Below are 5,082 nucleotides of genomic sequence, written 5' to 3' on the forward strand. Positions count from 1 at the left end.
GGCGGTTTCCGCCGGCGACGCCTGCGATGCCGACGTGGTGGCTGACGCCTGTCATGCCGCCGGTGCGGATGCGCTGATCGTCTCCTCCATGGGCGGCGCCGAGGACTACCTGGCGCACAGGACCGTTATTGATGCGGCAGAGGCGGCGGGCATCGAGCGGATGATTCTGGTGACGTCGCTAGGCTGCGGCGATAGCTGGCCCTTTTTATCCCCGCGCGCCAAAGCCGCGTTCGGTCAGGCGGTGCGCGAAAAGACGCTGGCGGAAAGCTGGCTGCAAACCAGCGGCCTGGATTACGCCATCCTGCGCCCCGGCGGCCTGCTCAACGGCGAGGCGAGCGGTAAAGCGCAGCGCTTGCAGAATCAGGAGTGCCATGGTTTCGTGAGGCGTGCGGACGTTGCCGCGCATATTCACGAGCTGGCCGCCGCGCCGGCGCTCAACAATCAGATCTACAGCCTGATTGAGCCGGGCCTGAAGCCGGCGTAATCCCCTCGCGGCGCGGCTCGCCCGCGCCGCAAAGACGTAATGGAGTTTTGCGTGCTCAAGGATTCACTCTCTTCCGTCAGCGTACTGACGGGCCTTTCGCTGCTGCTGGCCGCGCTGGTGCTGGTTGGTGCCAGCCAGGGCGCGCTGAACATCAGCTTCAGCGCGCTGTTTGACGAAGAATACCGCGATATCTGGCTGAACATTCGCCTTCCCCGCGTTCTGCTGGCGGTCCTGGTGGGCAGCGCGCTGGCGACGGCTGGCGTCATTATGCAGGGCCTGTTTCGTAACCCAATGGCCGACCCCGGCCTGCTTGGCGTCAGCAGCGGCTCCGCGCTGATGGTGGGGGTGGCGATCGTTCTGCCCTTCTCATTTCCGGTGGTTCTGGCGCTGTACGAGCAGATGATTTTCGCCGTCGCCGGCAGTATGGCGGTCTGCGTGGTGATTTTTCTCATCAGCCGGCGCCACGCTCACGGCGGCATGATGCAGCTCCTGTTAGCCGGGATCGCCATCAACGCGCTGTGCGGCGCGGCGATCGGCGTGCTGAGCTACATCGGCGACGAGCAGCAGCTGCGCCAGCTCACGCTATGGATGATGGGTAATCTTGGCCAGGCGCAGTGGCCTACGCTGCTGGTCGCCGGCTCGTTTATTCTGCCGGCCATTGTCGCCACGCTGTTTCTTGCCGGGACGCTCAACCTGCTGCAGCTGGGCGATGAAGAGGCGCACTATCTCGGCGTTAACGTTAGCCGTAAGCGTCAGCAGCTGCTGCTGCTCAGCTCGCTGCTGGTGGGCGCGGCGGTGTCGGTGAGCGGCGTTATCGGCTTTATTGGTCTGGTTGTCCCGCACCTGATCCGCATGACCACCGGGGCCGACCATCGCTGGCTTATCCCCTGCTCGACCCTGGCCGGCGCCTGCCTGCTGCTGGTGGCCGATACCCTTGCCCGCACGCTGGTGCAGCCGGCGGAGATGCCCGTCGGCCTGCTGACCAGCCTGATCGGCGGCCCCTATTTTCTGTGGCTGATACTGCGCGGCCGGAGGGCGTCATGATTCAGGCCGAAAATCTGGTTTATACCCTGCAGGGACGGCGTCTGACCGATAACGTCTCTCTGACGCTGCCCGGCGGGGAGATCGTCGCTATCCTCGGCCCGAACGGCGCTGGAAAATCGACGCTGCTGCGCCAGCTCACGGGCTATCTGCGGCCGCACGGCGGACGATGCTCCCTGCTGGGTACGCCGCTGGAGGCGTGGTCGATAACCGAGCTGGCGAAGACCCGCGCCGTGATGCGGCAGAACGGGCATATGGCGTTTCCGTTCAGCGTGCAGGAGGTGATCCGCATGGGAAGGCACCCCTGGCGGACGCGCGGCTCCCATGATGAAACGGATCGCATTATGGCGCTGTGCGACTGCCGCGAGCTGGCCGCCCGCGACTATCGACAGCTCTCCGGCGGCGAGCAGCAGCGGGTACAGCTGGCGCGCCTGCTGGTGCAGCTCTGGGAGCCGATCCCGTCGCCCAAATGGCTGTTTCTGGATGAGCCCACTTCCGCCCTCGATATTCACCACCAGCAGCATCTTTTCCGCCTGCTGCGCCGGCTGGTGCGCGAGCGGCAGTTCAACGTCTGCTGCGTCCTGCACGATCTTAATCTCGCCGCCCGCTACGCCGACCGCGTGGTGCTGATGGATAAGGGGCGCGTCGTCAATAGCGGCACCCCGCAGGCGGTTATGCAGCAGCGGGCGCTGAAAGACCTCTACGGCGCGGATATCACGGTAATTAAAGAGTCTGAAAATCAAACGCCGCTTATCGTTCTTGACCATTAAGCACAGGGGGATTCCGGCTTCGGAGTTCCCCTTCATTGCCATGATGATTCAGTATTTCATTACAGCAAGAAATTTATCGACATAAAATATAAAGCAAGTTTTTATATAACCCTGACTTATTAACCAGCAACACCTCGTAAAAATATAATATTCACTGATGCCTGGAACGAACGGCAGACGGAATAATAGGTAATCGAATTGATACGACAGAAGAACTGAACGGAACCCACTTCTAGCACGGACAATTTTGTGATGAACTGGGGATCGCCATTGAGTCAGGTGCCGCTATTCTTGCTGGTCAACCGTGGTTAAAAACCAGGGCTAAACCCGGAGAAGCGATAAAAGGCACGAGTGTTGTTTCCAGATACGGGAGAATAATTTTGAGCAATGCCCGAAAGCCATTTGGCATCAGAGTTCCTGGACCCGTCGGCGTGAAAATGCGTAAAACGAATAACCTTGCTGCGGTTATCGCTCGCTATATTCCCTGGTTAGGTTGGATAGGTCTTGTAAATTCAATTTACCAGACAGCAAGAAAAACTCAGGAAAAATACAACCTCATAGCCCGCCCGAAGCATCGTATACGGTGGACATCCTTTTGATGGATCCCATATCGGAAGAGGTGCTGGCGCTTTTCAGGAAAGAGATCTCAGGATATTTAGACGGCGGCTGGAACGAGATTCCTTTGGAGCTCGACGATGATTTGTTTGATGCTCCCGGCGACGACCTCCACGACGCTTTGGATAAATTTGAGGATCGGTTTAATGTCGATCTATCTGCTGTCAAATGGTCATCTTATTTTCCATGGGAAAACACGCCGCGACTAACGCGGTGGTTTAAGGCTAAGCGCGAGGACGTGGAGAGTTCCCGCAAGCCTCTAACCATAAGAGTGTTTGCCGAATCAGCCAAAGCGGGTAAATGGCTGTACGACTGAATAAGATATTTACTGCAAATAGCTCCCCCATGCGAGGAGAGTCAATCACGCCAGCCGACTCAGAATATCTGGAATTCCACTTTAGATGTCCTTACGTACCGGCGCTGTCGCTCCGGAACACTGGCATCAACCTAAACGATAAAACGCCTTGACCTTCCCCTTGCTGGAAGGTTTAACCTTTATCACAGTCAGCTCATCCACGTAATAAAGGAGTTTGTTATGTCACAAACCATCGACCTGACGCTCGATGGCCTCACCTGCGGCCACTGCGTCAAACGCGTAAAAGAGAGCCTGGAGCAGCGTCCTGACGTTGAGCTGGCGGAGGTCACCACGACCGAAGCCCACGTCACCGGTAGCGCCAGCGCTGAAGCGCTCATCGACACGATTCAGAAAGCCGGATACGGTGCGGAGCTCAGCCACCCAAAGGCTAAACCGCTGGCGGAATCAACACTCCCGTCGGAAGCACTGACAGCGGCCTCTCCTGCGCTTCCGGCAGCCCATGATAGCGATGACAGTCAACAGCTGCTGATCAACGGCATGAGCTGCGCCAGCTGCGTTTCCCGGGTACAGAAGGCGCTTGCCGCGGTACCGGGCGTCGCGCAGGCGCGGGTAAACCTGGCGGAACGCACTGCGCTGGTCATGGGCAGCGCGTCCGCCGCAGAATTAGTGCAGGCGGTGGAGAAGGCAGGCTACGGCGCCGAGGCTATCGAAGATGACCTGGAGCGCCGCGAGCGCCAGCAGGAAACCGCCATCGCCACCATGAAACGCTTCCGCTGGCAGGCGATCGTCGCCCTGCTGGTGGGCGTTCCGGTGATGGTGTGGGGAATGTTCGGTGACAACATGATGGTCACCGACGACAACCGCTCGCTGTGGCTGGCTATCGGGCTTGTCACCCTGGCGGTGATGGTCTTTGCCGGCGGCCACTTCTACCGCAGCGCCTGGAAAAGCCTGAGAAACGCCACCGCCACCATGGATACGCTGGTGGCGCTGGGCACCGGGGTCGCCTGGCTCTACTCGATGAGCGTCAACCTGTGGCCGCAGTGGTTCCCAATGGAAGCCCGCCACCTCTACTATGAAGCCAGCGCCATGATTATCGGCCTGATTAACCTCGGTCATATGCTGGAAGCCCGCGCCCGGCAGCGCTCTTCCCGGGCGCTGGAAAAGCTGCTCGATCTGACGCCGCCGTCAGCACGCGTAGTCACGCCCGAGGGCGAAAAAAGCGTACCCCTGGCCGACGTTATGCCCGGCATGACCCTGCGTCTGACCACCGGCGACCGGGTGCCGGTTGACGGCATCATCGCTCAGGGCGAGGCCTGGCTGGATGAAGCCATGCTGACCGGCGAACCGATCCCGCAGCAAAAAGGCAGCGGAGATCCCCTGCACGCCGGGACGGTTGTGCAGGACGGCAGCGTCCTGTTTACCGCCAGCGCCGTGGGCAGTCAGACCACGCTGGCGCGTATTATCCGCATGGTGCGCCAGGCGCAGAGCAGTAAGCCAGAAATCGGCCAGCTGGCGGATAAAATTTCCGCCGTCTTCGTCCCGACGGTGGTGGTTATTGCGCTGTTCAGCGCGGCAATCTGGTACTTCTTCGGTCCGGCGCCGCAAATCGTCTATACCCTGATCATCGCCACCACGGTGCTGATTATCGCCTGTCCCTGCGCTTTGGGCCTGGCTACGCCGATGTCGATTATTTCCGGCGTCGGGCGGGCGGCAGAGTACGGCGTGCTGGTGCGCGACGCCGATGCGCTGCAGCGCGCCAGCCAGCTGGATACCGTCGTATTCGATAAAACCGGGACCCTGACCGAAGGGAAACCGCAGGTTGTGGCGGTGAAAACCTTTACCGCTCTCGACAAGGC

At 60.1% G+C, this 5,082-nt stretch carries 5 protein-coding genes and 1 pseudogene; all 6 read left to right on the plus strand.

Annotated elements, in window-relative coordinates; translation table 11 throughout:
* A partial coding sequence (gene chuY, locus PFH44_RS24865; RefSeq protein WP_283826480.1) for an anaerobilin reductase occupies window positions 1-484 on the plus strand: 484 nt, incomplete at its 5' end.
* Between the two features lie 51 nt (window positions 485-535).
* On the plus strand, window positions 536-1,528 hold the full coding sequence (locus tag PFH44_RS24870) for a FecCD family ABC transporter permease (protein WP_045855411.1): 993 nt from the start codon (window positions 536-538) through the stop codon (window positions 1,526-1,528).
* Entirely contained in the window at window positions 1,525-2,295 is a 771-nt protein-coding gene (locus tag PFH44_RS24875) for a heme ABC transporter ATP-binding protein (RefSeq protein WP_283826481.1), read from the plus strand. The genes PFH44_RS24870 and PFH44_RS24875 overlap by 4 nt, the downstream gene beginning before the upstream one ends.
* A gap of 197 nt (window positions 2,296-2,492) precedes the next feature.
* Window positions 2,493-2,894 (plus strand): annotated as a pseudogene (locus PFH44_RS24880) (STM2901 family protein).
* Complete coding sequence (locus tag PFH44_RS24885; protein ID WP_283826482.1) at window positions 2,879-3,226, plus strand: DUF1493 family protein; 348 nt, start codon at window positions 2,879-2,881, stop codon at window positions 3,224-3,226. Before PFH44_RS24880 ends, PFH44_RS24885 begins: the two are co-directional and overlap by 16 nt.
* A 219-nt stretch (window positions 3,227-3,445) precedes the next feature.
* The coding region (locus PFH44_RS24890; protein WP_283826483.1) for an HAD-IC family P-type ATPase at window positions 3,446-5,082 on the plus strand (1,637 nt) is incomplete at its 3' end.

Source organism: Klebsiella sp. Ech2A, from assembly GCF_030078455.1.
In the GTDB taxonomy this organism is placed as follows: Bacteria; Pseudomonadota; Gammaproteobacteria; order Enterobacterales; family Enterobacteriaceae; genus Klebsiella; species Klebsiella terrigena.